Source organism: Pseudomonas sp. P39-UII1 (genome assembly GCF_039672635.1).
In the GTDB taxonomy this organism is placed as follows: Bacteria; Pseudomonadota; Gammaproteobacteria; order Pseudomonadales; family Pseudomonadaceae; genus Aquipseudomonas.
In genome coordinates this window covers 1-24,662 of record NZ_JBDFPP010000031.1, presented here as the reverse complement: position 1 = coordinate 24,662, position 24,662 = coordinate 1, and the positions used below count along the sequence as shown (strand labels likewise).

Sequence of the window (24,662 nt, the reverse complement as noted above, 5' to 3'; positions counted from 1 at the left end):
GATGTATCCAAGAAAGATATCCGTGGTCGGGCTGGGTTATGTGGGACTACCGGTGGCAGTGGCCTTCGGCAGGCACGGGGCGGTGATCGGCTTCGATATCAATGAAGGCCGCCTGCAGGAGCTTCGAGCTGGCCAGGACCGCACCAACGAAGTCACACGCGAAGAACTGTCACAGACGCAGATCGAGTTCACCAGCAAGACCGAGATCTTGGCCAAGGCAGATTTCCATATCGTCGCGGTACCGACACCTATCGATGATGCACACCAACCCGACCTGACACCGGTGGTGAAGGCATCTGAAACTGTTGCCAAGGCGCTGAAAAAGGGCGACATCGTCGTCTATGAGTCCACCGTATACCCGGGCGTGACGGAAGAGATATGCGTGCCTATTCTCGAGCGCCTTTCTGGACTCAAGTGCGGCGCAGACTTTACCGTTGGCTACAGCCCTGAACGTATCAACCCGGGTGACAAGGAACACACCTTCACCAAAATTAAAAAAGTGGTGTCCGGCCAAGACGAGAGGACACTTGAAATAGTTGCCGATGTCTACGCCTCCGTGGTCACGGCGGGCGTCCACAAGGCTGCCTCCATCAAAGTAGCCGAAGCCGCCAAAGTTATCGAAAACACCCAGCGCGACCTGAATATCGCGCTCATGAACGAACTCGCGCTTATTTTCGATCGCATGGGCATAGACACCCTCGACGTACTCGAAGCAGCCGGCACGAAATGGAACTTCCTCAAATTCAAACCGGGGCTGGTCGGCGGGCACTGCATCGGCGTCGACCCTTATTACCTGACGCACAAGGCTGAGAAACTCGGGTACATCCCTCAGGTCATCCTGGCCGGCCGCCGGATCAACGACAGCATGGGCGCCTTCATTGCCCAGCAGACGATTAAACAGATGATCCATGCCGGTCACCCCATCGCAGGCGCAGTTGTCACAGTGCTGGGTTTGACCTTCAAAGAGAATTGCCCAGACCTGCGCAACTCAAGAGTCATCGACATCATTCGTGAGCTTGAGGATTTTGGCGTCAAGGTTCAGGTGTTCGACCCTGAGGCTGCACCGGAAGAAGCGCAGCACGAATATGGCGTTTCGCTGTTGCCGCTCGACCAGCTTCAGCCCGCAGCGGCAGTAGTCGTAGCCGTGGCTCACGACACCTATGCTCGGTGGTCTGCGGAGCAATACTTGAACCTGATGCACAGCAATCCGGTCGTCATTGATGTAAAAGGGGTCTGCGACGGTCCGGCCCTGGAAAAAGCCGGCTCAAGGTTCTGGCGCTTGTAATGGAGAAAGGCATGAACGCTTACGAAACACTGCGCGGCGAGCTGTCAGTTGCGCCGCGTACCTGGCTGATCACGGGCGTGGCTGGCTTTATTGGATCGAACCTGCTGGAAACACTTCTACGCCTTAATCAGCGAGTGATCGGTCTGGACAACTTTGAGACAGGCCACCAGAAAAACCTCGACCTGGTACAGCAAGCCGTGCCGGCGAGCGCTTGGGCACAGTTCAAATTCGTAAAAGGCGATATTCGCAAACTGGAAGACTGCCAGCTGGCTCTGGCTGAGGGCATCGACTACGTGCTGCATCAAGCAGCCCTCGGCAGTGTTCCGCGGTCTCTGGAAGACCCGATACGGACCAACAGCACGAACATTGATGGCTTCCTGAACATGCTCGTTGCCAGCCGCGATGCCGGCGTCAAGCGTTTTGTCTACGCGGCCTCCAGCTCCACTTACGGCGATCATCCGGACCTGCCCAAGGTGGAGGATCGGATCGGCCGACCACTGTCGCCTTATGCTGTCACCAAGTACGTCAACGAGTTGTATGCGGATGTGTTTGCACGCTGCTATGACCTGCAACCTATCGGCCTGCGATATTTCAACGTATTCGGCCCACGCCAAGACCCTGACGGCGCCTATGCGGCCGTTATCCCGAAATGGTTCGGTGCCTTGCTGCGTGGCGAAGACATTCATATCAATGGCGACGGTGAAACAAGCCGCGATTTTTGCTTTGTCGCCAACGCTGTGCAGGCCAACCTACTGGCCGCGACCACCCAGAACACCGGCGCTGTCAATCAGGTTTACAACGTGGCTGTTGGCGACCGTACAACCTTAAACGAACTGTTCACCCACGTGCGTGATCTAGCCGCAACCCACAAACCGGAACTGAGAGGCGTAAGCCCGGTTTACCGTGACTTTCGGGCAGCGGACGTACGCCACTCCCAGGCAGACATCGGTAAAGCACAAGCGTTGCTGGGCTATACGCCGACGCACCGCATCGCCGCTGGCTTGCAAGATTCTGCCGCTTATTACATTACCCATGTAGGTAAGCATGTCTAGGATTGCCGTCATTGCCGGGCATGCCGAATCGCTGATTCGGTTTCGCGGGGATCTTCTGGATGCGATGCGCGCTAATGGCCACCAAGTCGTGGCCATTGCACCCGAAGATGATGATTCCGTTCGTCAACGGCTTGCCGACAAAGGTGTGGATTACCACGTAGTGCCCATGGCACGCGCCGGGCTGAACCCCCTAGCTGATCTGGCGTATTTGCTTCGGCTGAGCAAATGTCTGCGCACTATCAAGGCCGATGTTGTACTCGCCTATACCATCAAACCGGTGGTCTATGGCCTGCCTGCTGCAGCACTGGCTGGTGTCAGGCGGCGCTACGCGCTTATCACCGGATTAGGCTATGCATTCACCGATGTCGATTCGAGTTTCAAGCGCAAGCTGATTAACCGTATCGCGTCGGGGTTGTACACGCTAGGACTGCGCTTCGCCCATGGCTTGTTCTTCCAGAACCCAGATGATCAACAGCTGTTTAAAGAGCAAAAGCTGATAAGCGGAAAGCTTGCTACGTGGGTGGTTAACGGATCGGGAGTCGACACGCAAAGTTATCCCGTTGCACCGCTGCCTTCCGAACCGAGCTTCTTGTTCGTGGGCAGGTTACTCAAGGACAAGGGAGTAATCGAGTATATTGAGGCAGCACGCACACTGAAGACGCTTCACCCTCATGCCGCCATACACTTGGTAGGCCCTCTGGACTCCAACCCCTCCGGCATCAACGCTGAAGCCGTAGCTGGCTGGGTTCAGGAAGGCACGTTGCAATATCACGGCGCCGTCAGCGATGTAAAACCTTACCTCGCTGCGAGCAACGTCTTTGTACTTCCCTCATACCGCGAAGGCACGCCACGCTCGGTGCTCGAGGCCATGTCCAGTGGGCGGGCAGTCATCACAACCGACGCGCCAGGTTGCCGTGAAACGGTAGAAGACGGAGTCAATGGTTTCCTGGTAGCGCCGCGCAGCTCAACCGAGTTGGCCAATGCGATGGCGCGCTTGGCTGCCTCGGGCGAACTGCGGGAGCAAATGGGCCGTATCAGCCGCACACTGGCGGAAGATAAATATGATGTTCACCGGGTGAATGCTGCGATGCTCGAAGCGATGAAACTCAGCTAATAATACCCAAGCCGATCTCGCGGCGCAGCGCTCAGCCAGAGTCATAACCTGCAAGAGGCGAATGGACATCTCGCTAAGGTTACGGACTTAACTGAGCACTGCTCGCCGCTTTCAATATAGCGGGTAAGTTTCTCAGGTAGTACGCCTCAGCGCGCGACCAATGCAATACCAACGGATTGCCCAGGATTCGCTGCCTTCAGCCATTTCAGAGGGATCGTTTTTAGCATGCGCATCAAAAATCTGCTTCAAACCACGGTCAATCCGCGTACCGTTGCGCTTGTGTCTTCAGCCATCATACCGGTGTTTTTTGGTCTTTGGCTTATGGCCCCCGACTCAGTGACGCTGCAGCAAGCACAGAACTGGTCGACAGTATGCGTAGTAGCCTCGCTCGTCTGGATGATTCTATCTGGTGCACTGGTTCACCGAACCTTCGTTCATACCTACATTTTGTTCCTTGGATGCACGGCACTCTTCATCGGGGGCCGTTTTGTCGCCCACGCCATGGGGTTCGACGTGAGCATCCTGGGAATGGAAAGCAGCTTTTTCTCTGTTCACCGGCCCGATTTTGTCTCCATCGAGTTAACGGCCCAAGAGGGCATTAGCTTGACGCTTTATATTGTGACCTGCTTGCACGCGATGCATGCGGGGTACATGTTCAGCTTGTGGAAGGCACCCGTCCCTAAAGTACAGCCGGCGCAAATACCGTGGGCGATCAGCTTGCGCATACCTGCCATCGCCTTAGCCGCTCTATCCGTCATAGCGTTCATGGTCAGTTTCCCTGATGCTTACCGGGCCGTGCACAGCAATGGCTACCTTTCGCTGTACGAAACCAGTGCGGGGGACTTTACCACCCGTGGTAGTACAGCGGCCCAGTACGGTTTGTTGCTGGCCCTTGGCTTAGCCTTCGCTTCTGGAACACGGTGGCTGGGGTGGAGTATTTTGGGCTTGCTGGCCGCTTATTACACAGCCAACCTGCTACTGGGCATTCGCGGCGGGATCATGGGGTTCGCTCTACTCTGCGTCTGGTTGTTTCATGTCAAAATTCGGCGGATTGATCGTATTGCGCTGGTAGCAATTCCCGCGTTGCTGGGCGGTATCATACTGTTTGCAGCATTGGGCCCGCGCGCAGCTCACTTCGGTGGAAGTGCGGGGCTATTCCTGACCTGGTTCATTGACAACCAAGGGCTGACAGCGCTTTATATTCACTCAGCGACGCAAATCGACCACTACCCTGCCCTCGCCTATTTTCATGGTTTCTTCCCTGTCACTCCCGTACTCGCCGCATTGCAGGGCATCACCATTCCGCTGGATCAATTGTATTTTGGTCAATATCTGTCGAAAGCGACGCTGACAGGCGGTGCTTACGAACAAGGCTTCGGCATGGGGTGGTCGCTGCTGTCGGACTTTCATGCCTACACCTTGTGGGTTCCAGGCCTGTACTTGGTTGGAGCAGCCGCGTTCGGGGCAGCAATGGCGAGACTGGTAAACGCCACACACCCACTCGTGTTCGGTGCACATGTGATGGTATTTGTGAAAATCATGTTGCTACCGCGAACTGGGCTTTACAGCGTAATTCCCTTTTTACTCGTCTACGCTGCGATCGTTCTAGCCTGCTATATCGGCAGGCGCCTCCTGCAGCGACAGCAAAAATCTTGAGCAAACAAGCCAGGCTTCCTGTGTTCTATCCAAGGTAGAAACACAGAAGCCTGAAATGTCGCGATCAAATATCGCGATTGAGGGACTACTGGAGCTTCTCAGGCTCGGTATTGGCCTGGCCGAAGAGCCGGTTTCTAATAATCACCGCGCACATCACCATATACAGGGTGAACATCGGCTGACGGAGCATGAAGTGTGCGCCAGAGAAAATCATCAGCACTACGAGCAACGTAATCGAGTAGGGATCGCGGGCCTTGATTGCACCGATCAACAGCCACAGATAGAGGGCGGCAAACAGAAGCACGCCGACAATACCGACTTGAGTCAGCATATCCAACAGAAGGTTGTGCGCCTCTTGCCTCACGTCAGGTGAGTCCAGATAAGAAAATGCACCTGGTCCGTGGCCGACAATGGGTGACAACTTCCAGACTTCGTATGCATGCACCCATAAAGTTTTACGAACCCCTGCCTTGTTGGGATCCATGCCTATCCCCAGCGCCGAGTCCGATCGGCCAAAACCAGCGTGAGTCGCGGGCTGCTCGTCGAGCGCGCTTTCTTGCTTGATACCCGGAACGATCGTTCGAGCATGATCCAAAATTGCAGCGAAACCCGAAGGTTTTTCAGCTTTCTCGGAACCTGCGGATTCGCTTGGCTTGGTAGTTGTACTAGACCCGAACCCGCTAAGCTGCTTGGCAATGGTGGCGCGCGCAGTTTCGAAAACTTGTTGACCCGGGCCGTCGAAGAAGAACTTGAACGAGCCAAATGCCAGCACAAAAGCTGCAAGCAGCGTGACAAAAAACTTCCAGTTCAAGCCTCCCAGCCACCACCACGCCATCCCTGTCAACAGCGGCAACCCAATACACCATGCCAGCAATAACGCATCACTTCTTACACAGAAACCCAGGAAGAAGAAGAACCAAAGAAAGAAAAATTTCTTAAACAATCGCCAGCCTTGCCACTGGGTATTTTGATAAATAGCCGCCAACCAGATAGGCACCGGCAGTAAGAATAATGCAAGTTGGTTAGGATTGGTTGACCACGCCGCTACCCGGGAGGGGTAAAAAGTGGTGTTGATTTCTAACATATCGGAAAGCCAAACACTTCCGATCAGGAAAACAAACAGCGGGATAGCGAGCAGCAGCACCGGAATCGTACCCATCGCCCTGATAAAACGCTGAAACCCAACCCTGTTCAGATCCCCGACATAGGCCAAGGCGATGAGGGTAAAACCGGCAGCATATATATAAGCTATCGCAGTATGGACAGTACCTTCCCCCTGCACCGACCGTGCGAAATAGCCCACAGCGGCCGTTCCAATAAATGCGATCCAGAACAACATCAACGGATGCTTCAGATTCTGTAAAAAGTTGCCGCGGCGTAGGAAAACACAGGCTGCGAGCACAACGATAATTTCGCCCACGCCAATCGGCAGCCCTGGAAGACGTAACATCGTTGAAACCGACAGGAATGCGATCAGCGCTGCGACCACAGGAACAACACTACTCTTATGCATTGGAGAACAAATCCTTTCATCAACGACAAGCGCGACACCGGCCAGCGGGAGAATGCTTACACCAAGCAGATCTGGGCCGAGTATGCCATAAGCGGGATGGCAGATATTTCCTTTGCAGCGAAGAAATCCGGCATTAGTCAGATCCTGCCACTACCGGCCCAATTCAAGCCCACGTTTTCATGTGCGGTGGGGAGCGCCTGGCGGCAGCGCTCCAGCAGCCGGAATGAAGGTAGTGTGCAGTGCGGGTTATGTGTCCAGCCTCCGCTGCTGGTAGATCCAGTCCACGATTTCGCCATCAGGTGTATAACCATTCACCGAATCACGCAAAAGCTGGCGCACTCGTGCATAGTCGTCTTGCTCCACTGCCGCCACGAGCGCGACCAGCCTTGGCTTGAGCACCTCCCACGGCAGATAGTCCTCATTGGCACTCATGATCATTGGGTGTGAGGTAGCAAGCACACCGTCACCAATCAACAGTTCTTCATACAATTTTTCACCAGGCCGCAACCCGGTGAATTTGATGGCGATATCTCCGTGAGGGTTCCGCTCGGAACGGATGCTTAGCCCCGATAAGTGGATCATCTTCTCGGCCAACTCGACGATTTTTACCGGCTCGCCCATGTCCAGAACGAACACATCCCCGCCCTGCCCCATCGAACCCGCCTGAATGACCAGCTGTGCGGCTTCCGGAATGGTCATGAAATAACGCGTAATGTTCGGGTGCGTGACTGTCAGCGGTCCGCCGGATTTAATCTGTTTGTGAAACAAAGGAATGACCGACCCTGACGACCCTAGCACATTGCCAAAACGCACCATGGTGAAGCGTGTCTTGTTCACTTGAGACACGTTGCGTACATCACCAAATAGCACCGGGGCTGCTTCACGACTAAGTGCTTGCAACGTCATTTCGGCCAGACGCTTGGTGCTCCCCATCACGTTGGTAGGCCGCACCGCTTTGTCAGTGGAAATCAGCACAAAATTGGCCACCCCAGCCTGCAATGCAGCCTGAGCGGTATTGAGCGTCCCAATGACGTTGTTCATTACCCCTTCAGCAATATTGTGTTCCACCATCGGCACGTGCTTGTAAGCAGCTGCGTGATAGACCGTATCGACATTCCAGGTTTTCATGACATCCAGAAGCTTGGTCTCATTGCGTATCGAACCCAGTATCGGCAGCAATTTGACTGGCAACGATTCACGGACGACCCGATGTTCCAGCTCAGAGAGAATACTGTAGAGGTTGAATTCACTGTGCTCGAACAGCAGCAGGGTTTTAGGCTGAGCATTGAGAATCTGCCGACACAACTCTGAACCGATAGAGCCACCTGCGCCAGTAACCATTACACATTGGCCTTCGATACAGCGGGAGAACAGATCCTTTTCAGCTGGCACGATATCCCGCCCTAACAAGTCGGCGATGTCCACTTCTTGAATATCGTCTACTTTGACCCTGCCACTGGCCAGGTCCATGAAACCTGGAACTGTTCGCACGTGTAGCGGAAAAGGCTCCAGAAAGTTCAGGATTTCACGGCGCCGCCCCCGGGTCGCCGATGGAATCGCCAGCAAGACCTCCTGGGCCCCCGTTGAGTCGATTAACTGCTGGATATGCTTGGGCGTATAAACCTGCAAGCCCGCAATGACCCTGCCGGCGAGGCTGCGATCATCGTCAATGAACGCTACCGGACGCATTACCCGCCCCATACGCAGCGCCACAGCCAGCTGATTACCGGCAGAGCCCGCGCCATAGATAGCCACTTTAGGCAGACCATCGGGCCGGCTGGCAAAAGGCACATGCTGAACCGCTGCAAACCAATCCCCCAAAAAGAATTGGCGCATGGCCAAACGAAGCCCGCCGATCATGATCAGGCTAAGCCACCAGTAATTGAAGATCACCGAACGCGGGACGACCGGCTCATGATTGCTGTACAAATAAACAATAACCGTCAGCATCAATGCTGCCAAGCTGACCGCTTTGATAATCGCGATAAGCGCATCGTTGCCGAAATAACGCATGACAGCACGGTACAAGCCAAACCGTATAAACAACGGTATTGCCACAATGGGAGCGCTAATAAACAGCCAACGATGCCCCTCCAGCGGATTGATGGTTTCTTCAAGGCCAAGGCGCACGACAAATGCCAACCAGAGTGCCAACCAGATAAGCAGAACGTCGGTAAAAACCTGGATCAGCCGCTTTTTCCTGCGCGATAGCCCCAGCAATAGTGCCCGTGCTCTATCCATAAATCCCTCTAAAAACCTGGACCTTCTCGAGCCGCTCAATAAGGTGAGCGGCCCGGCCTCTATTATATATTTACCGTGAGCCCCGACCGGCAGGACACTTTGCGCTGAGCGCTTGCCAGCTTAGGTAGAGCCGCAAACACATACAGAAGTTCAAGCGCGATGCGCTTGCTGCATTACGTCTTTCAAAACCTGGCAAGTCTTGTCGATTTCTGCAGTGCTCAGGGTTGGGTGCACCATGAACATCAAGCTTGTTTCGCCCAGGTCCTTGGCCACAGGGAGGCGCTCTTGCGGGCGCAAGGACGTGTTGTCAAACGCTTTCTCCAGATAAACCTCGGAGCAAGAGCCAGAGAAGCAAGGGACGCCACGCTCAGTGATCTCGTTGAGAATTCTGTCGCGCGACCATTCGGCACTCAATGACTGGGGGTCGACGAACACGTAGCACTTGTATGCCGCATGCAAACAATCCTGCGGAACGGCAGGAACGCGCAGGCCTGCCAGCTGTTCGGCCACATCCCAGATGCGTCGGGCATTGGCCAATCGCGCCTCATGCCACTGCGCCATACGCTTGAGCTGGATTCGCCCAATCACCCCCTGCACTTCCATCATCCGCCAGTTAGTACCGAAGCTCTCGTGTAACCAACGGAACCCAGGTGCATGCTGGCGTTCATAAACCGCTTCCCAGCTCTTGCCGTGATCCTTGAACGACCACATGGCGGACCACAGATCACGGTCATTGGTAGTGACCATACCCCCTTCGCCGCCTGTCGTCATGATCTTGTCCTGACAGAATGACCATGCCCCCACATGCCCGATGGAGCCGACTGGGCGCCCTTTGTACTTGGCCCCATGAGCCTGGGCGCAGTCTTCAATGACTTTCAGGCCATGCTTTTCAGCCAATGCCATGATGGGGTCCATATCGCAAGGCCAGCCTGCCAGATGGACGCACACGATAGCGCGAGTACGCGGAGTGAGCACGGCAGCGATGGTTTCAGCAGTAATATTTTGCGAATCGGGCGCAACATCAGCGAACACGGGGGTCGCACCCGTGTTGACGATGCTGGATACCGAAGCAAGGAAGGTGCGAGAGGTGACGACAACTTCATCCCCGGCGCCGATACCCAACGCCTGAAATGCTAGATCAAGGGCAACAGTACCATTGGTTAGCGCAACCGCGTAAGCACACCCGCTCCAGCTGGCGAACTCTTTCTCGAACTCACGGCATTGCTGCCCAGTCCAGTAATTGACTTTATTGGACAGAATGACATCACGTACTGCATTGGCTTCTTCTTCTGTAAAAGACGGCCACGGTGAAAAAGGAGAGTTCAGCACAATTCACACCCACCAATTGCAAAATAAAAATTCATGAAATCAATCGTTTACAATTCATTCGAGGCATCAAGTCAGCATAGCTGATGCTCAACTCATACCTTGGCAATGGCTTTCGCGGGGACCCCCACAACTACCAGGCCATCAGAAACATCACTGACTACCGATGCGCCGGCCCCCACAATGACGTCACTGCCTAGTTTTGTTAGCTGCCTGACGCTAGCCCCAATTCCAACCCAGCTTCGCTCTCCGATACAAACACCGCCGGCAAGCCTGGCGCCAGGACTGACATGAACAGCGTTCCCGAGAACACAGTCGTGGTCAACACTACAACCGGTATTGAGGATTGCGCCCAGACCAATTTTTGCATCAGCATTCACTACCGCGCCAGCAAAAGCTACGGAGCCAACATCAATGCTGGCGTGCTGGCTGATATAGGCCATTGGGTGAAACAGGGAAACCAAAGGGGCACCCGCAGCCATCAGTGCCGACAGCTTCGCATGGCGCACCCCATTTTGGCCAATTGCGACGATGACCCCCTCGTAGTCGTCAAGCCGCGCGAGCATTGTCGCCGAATCTCCGACAACTGGCCAACAGCCATTGCGCGAACGACCTGGCCACGCATCGTCATAAAAATCCACCTGCCCCCACCCGCAGCACTGCGCGGTATCCGCCACAACTTTGCCATGCCCGCTAGCGCCAAGCACCGCCAGTTTCTTCATTGCCTCTTCCCTGTGAATTTGGACATGGTCACATTGCCTTCTGCGCTGATCCCCTCTTTGACCACGACCTTCTTTAGCGTCATGAACAGGATCTTGAGGTCCAGTTTCAGGCTTTGGTTGTCCACATACCAGACATCCAGAGCAAATTTTTCTTCCCAGCCTAGTGCGTTACGGCCATTCACTTGCGCCCAACCGGTCACACCCGGGCGCACCTCGTGTCGCCGTCTCTGCTCCGGGCTATAGAGTGGCAGGTACTCCACCAGCAGTGGCCTTGGCCCAACCAGGCTCATATCCCCCTTCAGCACATTCCAAAGCTCGGGCAACTCATCCAGACTGCTGGCACGCAGGAAGCTACCAAAAGCCGTCATGCGCTCTGCATCGGCCAAGGGGTTGCCTTCGCTGTCCACAGCATCCCGCATCGTCCGGAACTTGACCATTTCGAAGGTTTTGCCATCCAGCCCAGGACGAATCTGACGAAAGAGCACCGGCGAGCCCAGTTTTTTTCGAATATTCCAGGCAACAACAGCCATGACCGGAGAAAGGAGAATGAGAGCGCACAACGAAGCGCTGATATCGATTAGCCGCTTTAACATAGAGTTGACTCGGATATTGAGTGGAGGCGTGCACATATTCGACGCTGTTTTTCGGCTCAAGCAAGATCACTGGGTCAGCCCGCAGTACCTTGAAGTTTGGCCAACTCAACACTCTCTACCCCAAGACCACCTCGCCGCTCAAGCAATTGATTCTGGGTTGACGCCGCTCAGTACAGCGCGACGAAATGGATGTAGCCAGGTGGGGTTCATAGGGCTGGTGAAGCCGCCACCAAGAGCTCAGGCTGAAAGAATTGAAAAATGAGTATAAGGACCAAGCGACGACTTGCAACAGATCATGGGAAAAATGGCCGGACTCGCTACACGCCGAAGGACCAACCGGCTGAAAACAACGCCTTAGGCGAGGCGCTGCCTCGCTTCAAATGCACGCTAAGCGGTGGCGATTTTCACCTCAACGGCGACTTTCATCTGCAGGTAGCGTTGCTGCAAAACGGAACGAAGCGCCTTTTTCGCCCGCTGCTCCCCGTGGACCAGCGCCACTCGGCCGGGTGGCTTACTAATTTCACTTGCGAAAGCCAGTAATCCTGATTGATCAAGATGGGCGGAGTAACCTCCTAGGGTCATTATTTTCGCCCGGACCTCATACATCTCCCCGTCGAGATCAACCTGCGCAAACCCTTCACTTCGCTTACCAGCTTGAATCACCGCCCCCAGCGTCCCCTTCGCCTGATACCCCACAAACACCACCTCATGCCGTGAATCCCCCAGCATCGCCTTGAGGTAATTGACGATCCGCCCACCCGAGCACATGCCATTACCAGCGATGACAATGGCCGGCCGCCCAGTACTCTTCAGATAGTTGACCACCTGCTGATGCTTGGCATGGGTATCAACACAAACCAACTGCCCAAACCCAAGCGGGTCACGCCCTTCCCCCAACCGTTGCCGAGCCTCGCAGTTCCAGTATTCATGCAGCTCCGCGTAAGCGCGGGTGATGCGCTGGGCCAGCGGCGAGTCAAGAATGACCGGCAAGCGCGACCAGTCGAGCGCAGCGAGCGGATCATCGGCAGGCTCCTGCCTTTGTTCGGCCTGCAGCGATTTGCGGTGGAGGATGTCTTCGATCTCGTACAGCAACTCCTGGGTTCGGCCCAGGCTGAAGGCTGGAATGAGGATGGTGCCGCTATCGGCCAAGGCACGGTCGATAACGGCCTCCAGGCGCTGCTGGCGATCGCTGCGGTCTGGGTGCAGGCGATCGCCATAGGTGCTTTCGAGAATGAGGATATCGGCTCGCTCAGGGGGCTTCACGGCGCGTAGCAGGGGATTGCCCGGCGCACCGAGGTCGCCGGAGAAAACCACGCGCGAGCTGGGTTCGACGCCGGGATAGCGCACGTCGCATTCTACGTAGGCAGAACCCAACAGGTGGCCCGCGCGCTGCAAGCGGATGGAACATGCCACGCCCTCCTGCTCGGCCACCAGGTGCCATTGCTCGAAGGGTATTGCCACCATCAACCGCTGCACCAGCGCAAGGTAACGATCGACCTGAATGGGATCTGCGCTGATACCGAGCTTGTAGGCATCCTCAAGCACCAGTGGCAGTAGCTTGGCCGACGGCTCACTACACAGGATGGGGCCGCGGTAGCCGGCAGCCAGCAATGCCGGAATGCGACCGACATGATCGAGGTGAACATGGGTGATGATCAGCGCCTTGATACCGGCTATATCAAAGCCGATGGGGGCAAATTCTGATCCGGGAGCCGCATCGGCACCCTGCTCCAGCCCACAATCGATCAACAGACTGGTGGTGGCGTCGAGGTGCAGTTGGTGACAGGAGCCGGTTACGCCTCGAGTGCCACCATGATGGGAAAGGGCAGGAAATTCCATACTGCTGCGCGCTCGCCTGGGCCGAAAAAATGAAGTGACTATTACTTCATTTTCGGAGCCGCGTGCACAGGTGAGACTTTCCTACGAGGGCGTAGGAATTTTCCTCAATTGCCGTTAATCAGTGACTGGCGGACCGAAGCGCGGATCTTCCGCTTGCTGCGCTGCACGCCATAAGCCCCCAACAGTGGCCCCACTGCGAGCCCAACCACCAGGGCCGCCAACACCGGCACAGCTACAGGGACTTCGGGGGCAGACCAGCCGAACAGGACGAGCGCCACGGCTTGCTGATTCTCCAGCACGAAGAACAGCACCACAGCCGCCAGCAGCAGCACGAACAGCGCCGCCAGGGCGCGCTTGAGGTTACGCATCAGACTGCTCCTTCATGGCTCAGGGGTGCTCGTGCTCGTCTTCGTTGACCCGGTCACGCAGCTCTTTACCCGGTTTGAAGTGCGGCACGAACTTGCCTTCGAGCTCCACAGACTGACCTGTCTTGGGATTGCGCCCTACGCGCGGGGCCCGATAGTGCAAGGAAAAGCTGCCAAAACCACGGATCTCGATGCGATCGCCAGTGGCCAGGCATTGGGACATCTGTTCAAGCATGGTCTTGATGGCCAACTCGACGTCCTTGGACGAGAGCAGCCCTTGATGGGTGACAATACGTTCGATCAGCTCCGACTTCGTCATATTTTTCCCTTCGTTATCAAGCAGCTAGATCATTGCTTAATCAGTTTGTAGCACGCTCGGAAGGTTTTGAACAGGCCGGTTCTTGACTTGATAAAAAAATTCAAGATTGGTGGGTAGAGGAAACAAGCGGGAGCTGTGCTGCAGCCCATCGCCGGCAAGCCGGCTCCTACAGGGATTGCGGGGGCATGGGTAGTTTCTTGGCACAAAAAAAGGGGTGGCCCGAAGGCCACCCCTTTTTTGTACCGATCAAACAGAACTTAGTTCTGCTTGGCCATTGCTTCGCGCAGCAGCGCAGCCATGGTGGTGTCGGCAGCCGCTTCCGGAGCGTTTTTCAGGCTCTGGATGGCTTCACGCTCTTCAGCGTCGTCTTTCGACTTGATCGACAGGCTGATGACGCGCGATTTGCGGTCAACGCTGATGATCTTGGCTTCGATCTCTTCGCCTTCCTTCAGGACGTTACGCGCGTCTTCAACGCGGTCACGGCTGATTTCGGAAGCTTTCAGAGTAGCTTCGATGTCGTCGGCCAGAGTGACGATGGCGCCTTTGGCGTCAACTTCTTTCACGATGCCCTTGACGATAGCGCCCTTGTCGTTGACAGCAACGAAGTTGGAGAACGGATCGTCTTCCAGCTGCTTGATGCCCAGGGAGATGCGCTCGCGCTCTGGGTCAACCGACAGGATGACGGTTTCCAGCTCGTCGCCCTTCTTGAAACGACGTACGGCTTCTTCGCCGGTTTCGTTCCAGGAGATGTCGGACAGGTGAACCAGGCCGTCGATGCCGCCGTCCAGACCGATGAAGATACCGAAGTCGGTGATCGACTTGATGGTACCGGTGATCTTGTCACCCTTGTTGAACTGGCCGGAGAAGTCTTCCCATGGGTTGGACTTGCACTGCTTGATGCCCAGGGAGATACGACGACGCTCTTCGTCGATGTCCAGAACCATGACTTCCACTTCGTCGCCAACCTGAACGACTTTCGACGGGTGGATGTTCTTGTTGGTCCAGTCCATTTCGGAAACGTGTACCAGACCTTCAACGCCTTCTTCCAGCTCAGCGAAGCAGCCGTAGTCGGTCAGGTTGGTAACGCGAGCTTGTACGCGAGTACCTTCTGGGTAGCGGGCAGTGATAGCAACCCACGGATCTTCGCCCATCTGCTTCAGACCCAGCGAAACGCGGTTGCGCTCACGGTCGAACTTCAGAACGCGTACGTCGACTTCGTCGCCAACGTTAACGATTTCGGAAGGATGCTTGATGCGCTTCCAGGCCATGTCGGTGATGTGCAGCAGGCCGTCGATGCCGCCCAGGTCCACGAATGCGCCGTAGTCGGTGAGGTTCTTGACGATACCTTTGACTTGTTGGCCTTCCTGCAGGGTTTCCAGCAGGGCTTCGCGCTCGGCGGAGTTCTCGGCTTCCAGCACGCTGCGACGGGAAACGACAACGTTGTTGCGCTTCTGGTCCAGCTTGATGACCTTGAATTCCAGCTCTTTGCCTTCCAGGTGGGTGGTGTCGCGCACAGGGCGGACATCAACCAGGGAGCCCGGCAGGAACGCACGGATGCCGTTAACGTCGACAGTGAAGCCGCCTTTAACCTTACCGTTGATAACGCCCTTGACCACTTCTTCGGCGGCGAAAGCTGCTTCCAGAACAATCCAGCACTCGGCGCGCTTGGCTTTTTCACGGGACAGTTTGGTTTCGCCAAAGCCGTCTTCGACCGCGTCCAGCGCAACGTGAACTTCGTCACCGACCTTGATGGTCAGCTCGCCAGCTTCGTTGTAGAACTGCTCGAGCGGGATGACGCCCTCGGACTTCAGGCCAGCGTGTACGGTAACCCAGTCGCCGTCGATGTCGACAACGATACCGGAGATGATCGCGCCCGGCTGAAGATTGAGGGTTTTCAGGCTTTCTTCAAAGAGTTCTGCAAAGCTTTCGCTCATTTTAATTCCTGTAGATTCGGGCGAAACAAACGCCCCTCGCCACATTCCAGACAATGTGGGTCTGTTTTAAGTAAAGGAGGGCCGACAGGACGTTGACTGGTGAACCTGCCTGCTCTCCTGATGATCAGAGAAGGTCGCGCTGGGCGATCTCGCTCCTGATACGTTGCAACACCTGCTCGATGGACAACTCGGTGGAGTCCAACTGAATGGCGTCTGCCGCTGGTTTCAGCGGGGCCACTGCACGTTGGGTGTCACGCTCATCGCGTGCACGAATCTCATCCAGCAGACTCGACAGACTAACATCTTCGCCCTTGCCCTTCAACTGCAGGTAACGGCGACGGGCACGTTCCTCGGCACTGGCGGTGAGGAACACCTTCAGCGGTGCATCCGGGAACACCACGGTACCCATGTCGCGGCCGTCAGCAATCAGCCCTGGCGCCTCACGGAACTCGCGCTGACGCACCAGCAATGCGTCACGTACCGCGGGCAGCGAGGCGACCATGGAGGCACCGGCGCCAACGGTTTCGGTACGGATGACATTGCTGACATCCTCACCCTCGAGAATGATCTGTTGAAGCTTACCGGGCTCAGCTGCAATGAACTGCACATCCAGATGGGCGGCAAGCTTGGTGAGCAGCTCTTCGTTGGTGAGGTCGACGCCGTGGTTGCTGGCGTTGAACGCCAGCAACCGGTACAGCGCGCCAGAATCCAGCAGCCGCCAGCCCAGCTCGCGCGCCATCAGGCCGGCAACAGTGCCCTTGCCGGAACCGCTTGGGCCGTCGATGGTGATGACGGGTGGTTGCGAAGTCACGGCTTGCCCTCTTCTGCAACGCGAATACCGACTTCAGCGCAGAGCTTGAGGAAGTTCGGGAAGGAGGTAGCGACGTTGGCGCAGTCATGGATGCGGATCGGCGCACTGGCACGCAACGAGGCGACACTGAAGGCCATGGCGATACGGTGGTCGCCGTGGCCATGCACTTCGCCGCCGCCGATCTGGCCGCCATCGATGATGATGCCGTCAGGGGTCGGCTCGCACTTCACGCCCAGGGCAATCAGCCCGTCGGCCATGACCTGGATGCGGTCGGACTCCTTGACCCGCAGCTCTTCGGCGCCACGCAGCACCGTACGCCCTTCGGCGCAGGCGGCGGCAACGAACAGCACCGGGAACTCGTCGATGGCCAGCGGCACCAGGTGCTCAGGGATCTCGATACCCTTGAGCTTGGCGCCACGCACGCGCAGGTCGGCCACGGGCTCACCGCCGACTTCACGCTGGTTCTCCAAGGTGATGTCGCCGCCCATCAGGCGCAGGATATCGATGACACCGGTGCGGGTCGGGTTGATGCCGACATGCTCGAGCACCAGTTCGGAGCCTTCGGCAATCGACGCGGCAACCAGGAAAAACGCGGCCGAGGAGATGTCTGCCGGCACTTCGATGCGGGTAGCGGTGAGCTTGCCACCGGACTGCAGCGAGGCTACTGGGCCATTCGACTCGACCGAATAGCCGAAGCCGCGCAGCATGCGCTCGGTGTGGTCGCGGGTCGGCGCAGGCTCGGTAACGGTGGTCTTGCCTTCAGCGTACAGGCCGGCCAACAGCAGGCAGGATTTGACCTGGGCACTGGCCATCGGCAGCGTGTAAGTCAGCGCTTTGAGCGTGTGGCCACCACGAATGGTCAGCGGCGGACGGCCTTCCGGACCGGTCTCGACCACCGCGCCCATTTCGCGCAGCGGGTTGGCCACACGGTTCATCGGGCGCTTGGACAGCGACGCGTCGCCGGTCATGGTGACATCGAACGACTGGCCGGCCAGCAGGCCCGACAGCAGGCGCATCGAGGTACCCGAATTGCCCACGTAAATCGGCCCGGGCGGCGGCTTGAGGCCGTGCAGGCCGACACCGTGAATGGTCACGCGACCATGGTTCGGCCCTTCGATAACCACACCCATGTCGCGGAAAGCCTGCAGGGTCGCCAGGGCGTCCTCGCCTTCCAGGAAGCCTTCGACTTCGGTCGTGCCTTCGGCCAGCGAGCCGAGCATGATCGAACGGTGGGAAATCGACTTGTCGCCCGGTACACGGATTCGCCCGGTCAGGCGGCCACCCGGTTGGGCCAGGAAAATCAGATCGTTGGCGTTCATAGCGTCCACATAGGCCCGGCGGGCCAGGATTTTACTGAAATGCTCGCGGGCAACGCGTGCGCGGGTGAATACACCCAGCAACTGGTGCCCGTCCCCAGCATCGACCGCGTCGCGCAAGGCGTCGAGATCGCTGCGAAATGTGTCCAGGGTGCGCAGGACGGCCTCGCGGTTGGCGAGGAAGATGTCGTGCCACATGGTCGGATCACTGCCGGCGATTCTCGTGAAATCGCGGAACCCCCCTGCAGCGTACCGGAAGATCTCGAGGTTTTCATTGCGCTTGGCCAGCGAATCGACCAGGCCGAAGGCCAGCAGGTGCGGCAGATGGCTGGTGGCGGCCAGGACCTCGTCGTGGCGCTCCACCGACATGTGCTCGACATCGGCATCCAGCGCGCGCCACAGGCGATCAACCAGCGCCAGCGCGGCGGGATCGGTTTCAGGCAGCGGCGTGAGGATGACTTTGTGGCGGCGGAACAGGGTGGCATTGGAGGCCTCTACCCCGCTCTGCTCGGAGCCGGCGATCGGGTGGCCAGGCACGAAGCGCGGCAGACGCTGACCGAAGACGGCGCGCGCCTCGCGCACCACGTTGCCCTTGGCACTGCCGACGTCGGTGATCACGGCGTCGCCCAGATCAAGCCGAGCCAGGCGGGCCAGCACCTTTTCCATGGCCAGGATGGGCACGGCGAGCTGGATGACATCGGCGCCGATGCAGGCGGCAGCGAGGTCTTCTTCGCAGCGGTCGACTACACCCAGGTCTACGGCGAGCTTGCGTGACGGCGCGTCCAGATCGACACCCACCACTTCGCGGCAGAGGCCGCTTTCACGCAGGCCTTTGGCGAAAGAGCCGCCGATCAGGCCGAGGCCTACGACGACAAGGCGACCGATGATTGGCGCGGGTTTGGTTGTTACGGCATTTACCACTGGTGCGAACCCTGTTCAGAAATCAAGGCAGTCTGTGAGACCGCAGGGGGCTGCTTTGCAGCCCATCGCCGGCAAGCCGGCTCCCACACCGATCGGCGTTGCGCGGCCCGCGGGGGACCCGGCAAACTCGATCAAAGCACCGCCTTGGGATACGAGCCCAACACCTTGAGCCCCACAGCCTCCTGGCTGATCTGTTCCAACACCGCCTTGATCAGCGGGTCGCGGTGGTGGCCAACGAAGTCGATGAAGAATACGTAGGTCCACTTGCCGCTGCGCGACGGGCGGGTCTCGATGCGGGTCAGGTCGATGCCGTTCTCGTGGAAGGGCACCAGCAGCTCGTGCAGGGCACCCGGCTTGTTGCTCATCGAAACGATGATCGAAGTCTTGTCGTCGCCGGTTGGCGGCACTTCCTGGCTACCGATCATCAAAAAGCGCGTGGAGTTGTCCGGGCGGTCTTCGATCTTTTCGGCCAGGCGAGTCAGGCCATACAGGTTGGCCGCCATATCGCCGGCGATCGCTGCCGAATTCCACTCACCCTTGACCCGCTTGGCGGCTTCGGCATTGCTTGAAACCGCTACGCGCTCGACGTTCGGGTAGTGCGCGTCCAGCCACTTGCGGCACTGGGCCAGGGACTGTGCGTGGGAGTAGATGCGGGTGATGCTGTCGGTCTTGGTGCTTTCGCCCACCAGCAGGTGATGGTGGATGCGCAGCTCGACTTCGCCGCAGATCACCATGTCGTGCTCGAGGAAGCTGTCCAGGGTGTGACTGACGGCGCCCTCGGTGGAGTTTTCCACCGGCACCACGCCGAAGTTGACGGCACCGGCCGCCACTTCGCGGAACACTTCGTCGATGGCGGCCATCGGACGGCTGATCACCGCGTGGCCGAAGTGCTTCATCGCCGCAGCCTGGGTAAAGGTACCTTCCGGCCCCAGATAGGCGACCTTCAGCGGCTCTTCCAGGGCCAGGCAGGACGACATGATCTCGCGGAACAACCGCGCCATCTCTTCGTTGCCCAGCGGCCCCTTGTTGCGCTCCATGACGCGCTTGAGCACGGCGGCTTCACGCTCGGGGCGGTAGAACACCGGCTTTTCGCCTTCGGCCAGCGAGGCGGTTTTGACCCTGGCCACTTCCTGGGCGCAACGGGCGCGATCGCTGATCAGCTCGAGGATTTTCTCGTCGAGGCTGTCGATGCGTACGCGCAGCGCCTTGAGCTCGTGTTCGGACATCAGCCGTGCTCCTTCTCGAATTCGGCCATGTAGGCAACCAGGGCTTCAACCGAATCCAGGCCCAGGGCGTTGTAGATCGAGGCGCGCATGCCGCCTACCGAGCGGTGGCCCTTGAGGTTGAGCAGGCCGCGGGCATCGGCACCGGCGAGGAAGGCCTTGTCCAGGCGCTCGTCCGCCAGGCGGAACGGCACGTTCATCCAGGAACGTGCGTTGACGCTGATCGGGTTGGTGTAGAAGTCGCTGGCATCGATAAAGCCGTACAGGCGCTCTTTCTTGGCGCGGTTGCGCTGCTCCATGGCCTCGACGCCACCTTGCTCCTTGAGCCACTCGAAGACCAGGCCCGAGAGGTACCAGGAATAGGTCGCCGGGGTGTTGTACATGGAGCCGTTGTCGGCCGAGACCTTGTAGTCGAGCATGGTCGGGCAGCTGCTGCGCGCGCGGCCGAGCAGGTCTTCACGCACGATCACCACGACCAGGCCGCTCGGGCCGATGTTCTTTTGCGCGCCGGCGTAGATCAGGCCGTACTGCGACACATCGATCGGGCGGGAGAGAATGTCGGACGACATGTCGACCACCAACGGAACGTCACCGGTTTCTGGCACCCAGTCGAACTGCAGGCCACCGATGGTCTCGTTGGACGCGTAGTGAACGTACGCGGCGTTTTTGGTCAGGCTCCACTCGTTCTGGCCCGGGATGGCCAGGTAATCGTAGGGCTTGGCACTGGCGGCAACGTTGACATTGCCGAAGCGGCGCGCTTCTTCGATGGCCTTTTTCGACCAGATGCCGGTTTCGATGTAGTCGGCGGTGCCGTTTTCCGGCAGCAGGTTCAGCGGGATCTCGGCGAACTGCTGGCTGGCGCCGCCCTGCAGGAACAGGACTTTGTAGTTGGAGGGGACGGACAGCAGGTCACGCAGGTCCTGCTCGGCCTTTTCGGCGATGGCCACGTAATCGTCGCTGCGATGGCTCATTTCCATCACCGACAAGCCCTTGCCACGCCAGTCCAGCATTTCGGCCTGGGCACGCTGCAGGACAGCTTCCGGAAGCGCGGCAGGGCCTGCGCAGAAGTTAAAGGCTCGTTTGCTCACATCCACTCTCGCTCTGCCAAATAGAACAAAATCATCTGTTGCAGGCCGCGCACCACCCTTGTGGGAGCGGCCGTGCAGGGCGGCTCCCACAAATGCCACCCACCTAAACCCCAGCTACAGAGGCGGGCCAGGCGTTGCCTGCTGTAATCAGTCAAACGGGGCGACCTTGGTCGCCCCGTTCGGGTTGTTGCACTTGCTTACTCGTGAGGTGCCTCTTCGGCGCCGGCACTGTCATCGTCCGCCGCTTCCGGGGCATCGGCCTCGACACCCTCCTCGCCCGTCTCGATCAATTCGTCGAGCTCTTCCTCGGACGGCTCCTGGATGCGCTCCAGGCCTACCAGGGTTTCGTCTGCGGCCAACTTGATGAGCGTCACGCCCTGCGTGTTACGGCTCAGGCTGGACACTTCACCTACCCGCGTGCGCACCAGGGTGCCCTGGTCGGAGATCAGCATGATCTCTTCGCCTTCCTGCACCTGGATGGCGCCGATCAGCAGACCGTTGCGCCCCTTGGTACCCATGGCGATCACGCCCTGGCCGCCGCGACCGCGACGTGGGAACTTGGACAGCGGGGTACGCTTGCCGAAACCACGCTCGGAGGCGGTGAGGATCTGCGCGCCGGACTCCGGAATCAGCATCGAGATGATCTGCTGCCCTTTGCCCAGCTTCATGCCGCGTACGCCACGGGCGGTACGGCCCATTTCGCGCACCACGCTCTCGGCGAAGCGGATCACCTTGCCGGCGTCGGAGAACATCATGACTTCCTTGGCACCATCGGTGATGGCCGCGGCAATCAGGGTGTCGCCTTCTTTCAGCTTCAGGGCGATCAGACCGTTGGAGCGCGGACGCGCGAACTGCACCAGCGGGGTTTTCTTGACGGTACCGGATGCCGTGGCCATGAAGATGTACGCGCCAGTCGGTTCAGCCACCCACTCAAGGGTGTCACCGTCTTCTTCGTCAACTTCTTCGACTTCGACCACTTCGCCTTCGATCACGCCCTCGTCGCCGTCCTCCAGCTCTTCATCCGGGTCGGCGCTCTGCTGCAGGGCCTCGAGGTCGATCTGCAGCATGGCGGTGATGCGTTCACCTTCTTCCAGCGGCAGCAGGTTGACCAGCGGACGACCACGCGCAGCGCGGGAGGCTTCAGGAATTTCGTAGGTCTTCTTCCAGTACACCTTGCCCTTGCTGGAGAACAGCAACAGGGTGGCGTGGCTGTTGGCGACCAGCAGGTGCTCGATGTAGTCCTCGTCCTTCACGCCGGTTGCCGACTTGCCTTTGCCGCCACGGCGCTGGGCCTGGTAAGCGGACAACGGCTGGGTCTTGGCATAGCCACCGTGGGAGATGGTCACCACGCGCTCTTCTTCCGGGATCATGTCGCCGTAGTTGAGGTCGTGGCTGGCATTGAGGATCTCGGTGCGGCGGGCATCGCCGTATTCGGCGCGGATCGCTTCGAGTTCTTCGCGGATCACTTCCATCAGGCGCTGGGCGCTGCTGAGGATGCGGATCAGCTCACCGATCTGCTCGAGAATCTCCTGGTACTCGGCCAGCAGCTTCTCGTGCTCAAGGCCAGTCAGGCGGTGCAGACGCAGGTCGAGGATGGCCTGGGCCTGTTCCGGCGACAGGTAATACTTGCCGTCGCGCAGGCCGAACTGCTCAGGGAGGTCCTCCGGGCGGCAGGAGTCGGCGCCGGCGCGCTCGACCATGACCTGCACGGCGCTGGATTCCCAGGCAGTGGAAATCAACGCTTCCTTGGCTTCCGACGGCGTCGGCGAGGCCTTGATCAGGGCGATGACCGGGTCGATGTTGGACAGCGCGACGGCCTGGCCTTCAAGGATGTGGCCGCGTTCGCGGGCCTTGCGCAGCTCGAATACGGTACGGCGGGTCACCACTTCACGGCGGTGACGGACGAACGCTTCGAGCAGGTCCTTGAGGTTGAGCAGGCGCGGGCGACCGTCGATCAGCGCCACGACGTTGATACCGAAGACGCTCTGCAGCTGGGTTTGCTGGTAGAGGTTGTTGAGCACCACCTCCGGCACCTCGCCGCGGCGCAGCTCGATGACGATGCGCATGCCGTCCTTGTCGGACTCGTCGCGCAGCTCGGTGATGCCTTCGATCTTCTTCTCTTTGACCAGCTCGGCGATCTTCTCGATCAGGCGGGCCTTGTTCAGCTGGTACGGCAGCTCGGTGACCACGATCTGCTGGCGACCACCGACTTTGTCGATGTCTTCGATCTCGGAGCGCGCACGCATGTAGATGCGGCCACGGCCGGTGCGGTACGCCTCGATGATGCCCTGGCGGCCGTTGATGATGCCGGCAGTCGGGAAGTCCGGGCCAGGGATGAACTGCATCAGCTCATCGATGGTGACGTCCGGGTTGTCGATCAGCGCCAGGCAGCCGTCGATGACTTCACCGAGGTTGTGCGGCGGAATGTTGGTCGCCATGCCCACGGCGATACCGCTGGAACCGTTGACCAGCAGGTTGGGGATGCGGGTTGGCATGACCGCCGGGATCTGCTCGGTGCCGTCGTAGTTGGGCACCCAGTCGACGGTCTCCTTGTGCAGGTCGGCCAGCAGCTCGTGGGCCAGCTTGGACATGCGCACTTCGGTGTATCGCATGGCCGCGGCGTTGTCGCCGTCCACCGAACCGAAGTTGCCCTGGCCGTCGACCAGCAGGTAGCGCAGCGAGAACGGCTGGGCCATACGCACGATGGTGTCGTAGACCGCAGTGTCGCCGTGCGGGTGGTACTTACCGATCACGTCACCGACCACACGGGCGGACTTCTTGTACGGTTTGTTCCAGTCGTTGCCCAGTTCGCTCATCGCATAGAGAACGCGACGATGCACGGGCTTCAAGCCGTCACGCGCATCGGGCAGCGCTCGCCCGACAATCACGCTCATCGCGTAGTCGAGGTAAGACTGTCTCAGTTCGTCTTCGATATTGACCGGGAGGATTTCTTTGGCCAGTTCGCCCATGAGAAGCCTGATTCCTTTTTCTGGTGAAACTTCGCAGCTCCATCAAGGGCCGAACGAAGCTCGCCGCCGCAGCGCATAGGGGTGCGACGACTTACGACAAATCAATGAGTTGTGCCATGGATCTGCGCAAAATTAGCCGCCGTGATGGGCGGTCTTGGAAACTGCCGGATGTTATCACAAAGGCAGTAGCGGTGGGGAGATATGGCAGGTTGCCTTAAGCGGCATCACTTTGAAGATTTTCGACGGCTGTGCCGGCCCTTTCGCGGGGCAAGCCCGCTTGTATGGTAGGACTTGAAGGGAGGAGGAGGGACATAGCTCGCTTCTGACTGTTCGCAGCAGTACAGACCGTGGGAGAAATCACCCCTCCTCCTTTCA

Annotated in this window: 18 protein-coding genes; 4 read left to right on the top strand and 14 right to left on the bottom strand. The window is 58.4% G+C overall.

The genetic code is table 11. The annotated features are described in order from the left end of the window. The first annotated feature begins 1 nt into the window (after position 1). The 4 genes from ABEH27_RS23925 (at position 2) to ABEH27_RS23910 (ending at position 5,107) form a co-directional block, all read left to right on the top strand. A complete protein-coding gene (locus ABEH27_RS23925; protein ID WP_346615938.1) occupies positions 2-1,285 on the top strand; it encodes a nucleotide sugar dehydrogenase in 1,284 nt (427 codons plus the stop codon). An 11-nt stretch (positions 1,286-1,296) separates the two neighbouring features. Continuing rightward, positions 1,297-2,337, top strand: coding sequence for an NAD-dependent epimerase/dehydratase family protein (locus ABEH27_RS23920; RefSeq protein ID WP_346615937.1), 1,041 nt, complete (start codon positions 1,297-1,299; stop codon positions 2,335-2,337). Next, complete coding sequence (locus ABEH27_RS23915) at positions 2,330-3,451, top strand: glycosyltransferase family 4 protein (protein ID WP_346615936.1); 1,122 nt, start codon at positions 2,330-2,332, stop codon at positions 3,449-3,451. The genes ABEH27_RS23920 and ABEH27_RS23915 overlap by 8 nt, the downstream gene beginning before the upstream one ends. Positions 3,452-3,676: 225 nt before the next feature. Continuing rightward, on the top strand, positions 3,677-5,107 hold the full coding sequence (locus ABEH27_RS23910; RefSeq protein ID WP_346615935.1) for a hypothetical protein: 1,431 nt from the start codon (positions 3,677-3,679) through the stop codon (positions 5,105-5,107). A gap of 85 nt (positions 5,108-5,192) precedes the next feature. Here the strand turns inward: ABEH27_RS23910 and ABEH27_RS23905 are convergent, their stop codons facing one another. The 14 genes from ABEH27_RS23905 to gyrA all read right to left on the bottom strand — a co-directional run bounded on the left by ABEH27_RS23905 (position 5,193) and on the right by gyrA (position 24,287). After that, entirely contained in the window at positions 5,193-6,620 is a 1,428-nt protein-coding gene (locus ABEH27_RS23905) for a hypothetical protein (RefSeq protein WP_346615934.1), read from the bottom strand. Between the two features lie 246 nt (positions 6,621-6,866). Continuing rightward, positions 6,867-8,861, bottom strand: coding sequence for a nucleoside-diphosphate sugar epimerase/dehydratase (locus ABEH27_RS23900; RefSeq protein ID WP_346615933.1), 1,995 nt, complete (start codon positions 8,859-8,861; stop codon positions 6,867-6,869). 150 nt (positions 8,862-9,011) lie between these two features. Next, positions 9,012-10,190 (bottom strand): DegT/DnrJ/EryC1/StrS aminotransferase family protein, encoded by a 1,179-nt coding sequence (locus ABEH27_RS23895; protein ID WP_346615932.1) that lies wholly within the window; start codon positions 10,188-10,190, stop codon positions 9,012-9,014. Between the two features lie 92 nt (positions 10,191-10,282). Further along, positions 10,283-10,909, bottom strand: a complete 627-nt coding sequence (locus ABEH27_RS23890; RefSeq protein ID WP_346615931.1) for an acetyltransferase — start codon at positions 10,907-10,909, stop codon at positions 10,283-10,285. Further along, positions 10,906-11,502: a sugar transferase gene (locus ABEH27_RS23885; RefSeq protein ID WP_346615930.1), complete on the bottom strand. Its 597-nt coding sequence runs from the start codon at positions 11,500-11,502 to the stop codon at positions 10,906-10,908. The genes ABEH27_RS23890 and ABEH27_RS23885 overlap by 4 nt, the downstream gene beginning before the upstream one ends. A 387-nt stretch (positions 11,503-11,889) precedes the next feature. After that, positions 11,890-13,341 carry an MBL fold metallo-hydrolase gene (locus ABEH27_RS23880; protein ID WP_346615929.1) on the bottom strand — a complete coding sequence of 484 codons (1,452 nt, stop codon included), beginning with the start codon at positions 13,339-13,341 and terminating at the stop codon, positions 11,890-11,892. 104 nt (positions 13,342-13,445) lie between these two features. After that, entirely contained in the window at positions 13,446-13,709 is a 264-nt protein-coding gene (locus ABEH27_RS23875) for a lipopolysaccharide assembly protein LapA domain-containing protein (RefSeq protein ID WP_346615928.1), read from the bottom strand. 19 nt (positions 13,710-13,728) lie between these two features. Further along, a complete protein-coding gene (ihfB, locus tag ABEH27_RS23870) occupies positions 13,729-14,025 on the bottom strand; it encodes an integration host factor subunit beta (protein WP_008095149.1) in 297 nt (98 codons plus the stop codon). 257 nt (positions 14,026-14,282) lie between these two features. Further along, a complete protein-coding gene (gene rpsA, locus ABEH27_RS23865) occupies positions 14,283-15,959 on the bottom strand; it encodes a 30S ribosomal protein S1 (RefSeq protein ID WP_012313291.1) in 1,677 nt (558 codons plus the stop codon). Positions 15,960-16,083: 124 nt separating this feature from the next. Further along, complete coding sequence (cmk, locus tag ABEH27_RS23860; protein WP_346615927.1) at positions 16,084-16,770, bottom strand: (d)CMP kinase; 687 nt, start codon at positions 16,768-16,770, stop codon at positions 16,084-16,086. Beyond that, positions 16,767-18,974, bottom strand: a complete 2,208-nt coding sequence (locus tag ABEH27_RS23855; protein ID WP_346615951.1) for a bifunctional prephenate dehydrogenase/3-phosphoshikimate 1-carboxyvinyltransferase — start codon at positions 18,972-18,974, stop codon at positions 16,767-16,769. The genes cmk and ABEH27_RS23855 overlap by 4 nt, the downstream gene beginning before the upstream one ends. Positions 18,975-19,138: 164 nt before the next feature. Beyond that, positions 19,139-20,233, bottom strand: a complete 1,095-nt coding sequence (gene pheA, locus ABEH27_RS23850; protein ID WP_346615926.1) for a prephenate dehydratase — start codon at positions 20,231-20,233, stop codon at positions 19,139-19,141. Continuing rightward, a complete protein-coding gene (gene serC / locus ABEH27_RS23845) occupies positions 20,233-21,318 on the bottom strand; it encodes a 3-phosphoserine/phosphohydroxythreonine transaminase (protein WP_346615925.1) in 1,086 nt (361 codons plus the stop codon). The genes pheA and serC overlap by 1 nt, the downstream gene beginning before the upstream one ends. Positions 21,319-21,515: 197 nt before the next feature. After that, positions 21,516-24,287 carry a DNA gyrase subunit A gene (gene gyrA, locus ABEH27_RS23840; protein ID WP_346615924.1) on the bottom strand — a complete coding sequence of 924 codons (2,772 nt, stop codon included), beginning with the start codon at positions 24,285-24,287 and terminating at the stop codon, positions 21,516-21,518. Positions 24,288-24,662: the final 375 nt, after the last annotated feature.

What these genes read in the sequence shown, in the direction of transcription:
- gyrA (WP_346615924.1), bottom strand. Translation starts at nt 24,287, where the DNA reads ATGGGCGAACTGGCCAAAGAAATCCTCCCGGTCAATATCGAAGACGAA.
- ihfB (WP_008095149.1), bottom strand. Translation starts at nt 14,025, where the DNA reads ATGACGAAGTCGGAGCTGATCGAACGTATTGTCACCCATCAAGGGCTG.
- ABEH27_RS23890 (WP_346615931.1), bottom strand. Translation starts at nt 10,909, where the DNA reads ATGAAGAAACTGGCGGTGCTTGGCGCTAGCGGGCATGGCAAAGTTGTG.
- ABEH27_RS23910 (WP_346615935.1), top strand. Translation starts at nt 3,677, where the DNA reads ATGCGCATCAAAAATCTGCTTCAAACCACGGTCAATCCGCGTACCGTT.
- ABEH27_RS23900 (WP_346615933.1), bottom strand. Translation starts at nt 8,861, where the DNA reads ATGGATAGAGCACGGGCACTATTGCTGGGGCTATCGCGCAGGAAAAAG.
- rpsA (WP_012313291.1), bottom strand. Translation starts at nt 15,959, where the DNA reads ATGAGCGAAAGCTTTGCAGAACTCTTTGAAGAAAGCCTGAAAACCCTC.
- ABEH27_RS23905 (WP_346615934.1), bottom strand. Translation starts at nt 6,620, where the DNA reads ATGCATAAGAGTAGTGTTGTTCCTGTGGTCGCAGCGCTGATCGCATTC.
- ABEH27_RS23915 (WP_346615936.1), top strand. Translation starts at nt 2,330, where the DNA reads ATGTCTAGGATTGCCGTCATTGCCGGGCATGCCGAATCGCTGATTCGG.
- pheA (WP_346615926.1), bottom strand. Translation starts at nt 20,233, where the DNA reads ATGTCCGAACACGAGCTCAAGGCGCTGCGCGTACGCATCGACAGCCTC.
- ABEH27_RS23885 (WP_346615930.1), bottom strand. Translation starts at nt 11,502, where the DNA reads ATGTTAAAGCGGCTAATCGATATCAGCGCTTCGTTGTGCGCTCTCATT.
- ABEH27_RS23925 (WP_346615938.1), top strand. Translation starts at nt 2, where the DNA reads ATGTATCCAAGAAAGATATCCGTGGTCGGGCTGGGTTATGTGGGACTA.
- ABEH27_RS23920 (WP_346615937.1), top strand. Translation starts at nt 1,297, where the DNA reads ATGAACGCTTACGAAACACTGCGCGGCGAGCTGTCAGTTGCGCCGCGT.
- ABEH27_RS23880 (WP_346615929.1), bottom strand. Translation starts at nt 13,341, where the DNA reads ATGGAATTTCCTGCCCTTTCCCATCATGGTGGCACTCGAGGCGTAACC.
- ABEH27_RS23875 (WP_346615928.1), bottom strand. Translation starts at nt 13,709, where the DNA reads ATGCGTAACCTCAAGCGCGCCCTGGCGGCGCTGTTCGTGCTGCTGCTG.